Source organism: Halorubrum sp. SD612, assembly GCF_002135005.1.
On record NZ_NEWI01000301.1, the window covers coordinates 1 to 1,902 of the forward strand.

Annotated in this window: 3 protein-coding genes and 1 pseudogene; all 4 read left to right on the forward strand. The window is 67.1% G+C overall.

All coding sequences use genetic code 11. The features are described 5' to 3' along the window. Positions 1-227: pseudogene (locus B9G38_RS16665) on the forward strand (hypothetical protein); the annotation flags it as partial. 95 nt (positions 228-322) lie between these two features. Next, the gene (locus B9G38_RS16670; RefSeq protein ID WP_086221116.1) at positions 323-970 is read left to right on the forward strand and encodes a halocyanin domain-containing protein; all 648 of its coding nucleotides are present in this window, start codon (positions 323-325) and stop codon (positions 968-970) included. Continuing rightward, positions 967-1,356: a hypothetical protein gene (locus B9G38_RS16675; protein ID WP_004598369.1), complete on the forward strand. Its 390-nt coding sequence runs from the start codon at positions 967-969 to the stop codon at positions 1,354-1,356. The genes B9G38_RS16670 and B9G38_RS16675 overlap by 4 nt, the downstream gene beginning before the upstream one ends. Positions 1,357-1,363: 7 nt before the next feature. Further along, the coding region (locus B9G38_RS16680) for a cytochrome b N-terminal domain-containing protein (RefSeq protein WP_086221117.1) at positions 1,364-1,902 on the forward strand (539 nt) is incomplete at its 3' end.

The window sequence follows — 1,902 nt, forward strand, 5'->3', positions numbered from 1 at the left end:
GGACCATCGTCGCCCCGGCGATGGGGATCGTCTTCCTGCTGGTCGGCGTCTTCCTGTTCGCGATGGTGGCGAACGCGCGGCTCTCGGACCGGTTCCGCTCGTAGGAGTACCGGGACCGCCTGCGCGCGCTCCGCGAGGCCAAGGAGCGCCCCGAGTTCGTCCCCGTCGAGGACGGCGTGGTGGCCGAAGAGGCGGCGGCCACAGCCGACCGCGACCGCGACGAGTAATTGTCCGATTTCGGCGGTTTCAGGCCCCGGAGACTCCTCCACGTCGACGGGTTCAGTCGGTGGGTTTAAGCGAACCCCGTCCTGAGTGAGCCTGTATGAAAAGGCGGGACTTCGTGCGGACGGCCGGCGGCGCGACCGCCGCCGTCGCGGCCTCCGCCGGGGCGACCGGAACGGTGGCCGCACAGGAGGTACAGCCCGACTGGCCGAGCGGGGCGGCCGACGGGAACGTCGGGTCGTACACCGACGCCCGCGGCCAGGACTCGGTGACCATCTCGGTCGGCGCCGGCAGCGACGGCCTCGCGTTCGACCCGACCCTCGTGTGGGTCGACGAGGGGACGACGATCACCTGGGAGTGGACGGGTAACGGCGGCGACCACAACGTCCAGACCGTCGACGACGGCGGGCCGGCCGCCCTCGACAGCGGGGACCCCGTCGGTGAGGAGGGATACACCTACGAGTACGAGACATCGGGCGAGGACGCCGGCATCACCCACTACCACTGCGTCCCCCACACCGCGGTCGGCATGCACGGCGGCATCGCCGTCGGCGAGGACGTCGCCACCGTCGAAACCGGCGGCGCGAGCACCGGGTGGCCGGAGGACATCGCCAAGGTCGGCGTCCCCCTCCACGCCCACTGGGTCGGTATCTCCGCGATCCTCGGCATCGGGCTGACGTTCGTGTTCACGTTCTACATGCTCAAGTACGGCGAGTCCGCCCACACCGGTCACGGGGGTGCGAGATGAGTTCCGGCGGCTCCTCGTACGGCGACATCCACCGGTACGAGCCGGCCCGCGAGAGCACCGCCGCCGCGATCGCGATCGTCCTCCTCACCGTCATCGAGGTCGTGTTCGTCGCGCTGTTCACCTACGGCCTGATGTCCGCGTGGGCGTCGACGGAGGCGGGGAACATGTACGTCGGCGCGCTGCTGGCGTTCATCTTTATCGACCTCGCGTTCATCCTCCTCCTGTACCGGAAAGAGTTCCTACCGGACGTGATGATCGTGAAGAAACGCCGCCGCAAGTGGGAGGACCTGTACGTCCGCGAAGAGGACAAGGAGGGCAAGGGGATCGACACCGGCGGACTCGCGGAGACGCTGAAGCGCGCGGTGTACCCGTACTACAAGAAGTGATTCGACAATGAGTCTGAAAAAACAAGACGACATGGACCACAACGCGTGGCTCAAGAGTCAGGACCTCACCGCCATCGAGACGGCGTTCCTGACCACGCTCATCTGGCTGGACAAGCGGCTCCGCATCGTCGACTACCTCGAGCTGCTGGAGACGATGTACTACCGCGCGAACCTCCAGATGCCGAAGAGCCACACCGAACAGTACGACCTCGACAACAAGTTCTGGTACTGGTACCCGCTCTACTCGCTCGGGTCCCTCTCTATCATCGCGTACCTTCTCGCGGCGGTGTCCGGCGCCATGCTCGGGTTCTACTACGCGCCGTCGACCGCCGGCGCGGCGGCGCAGGGCGACCCGACCGCCGCGTACGACTCGATGGTGATGATCATGCAGGACGTCCAGTTCGGCTTCATGCTCCGGTCGATCCACCGCTGGGCGGCGCAGTTCATGGTGGCGGCGGTGTTCCTCCACATGCTGCGCGTCTACTTCACCGGCGCGTACAAGGAGCCGCGCGAGGTCAACTGGATCCTCGGCGTCGTGCTCATCGC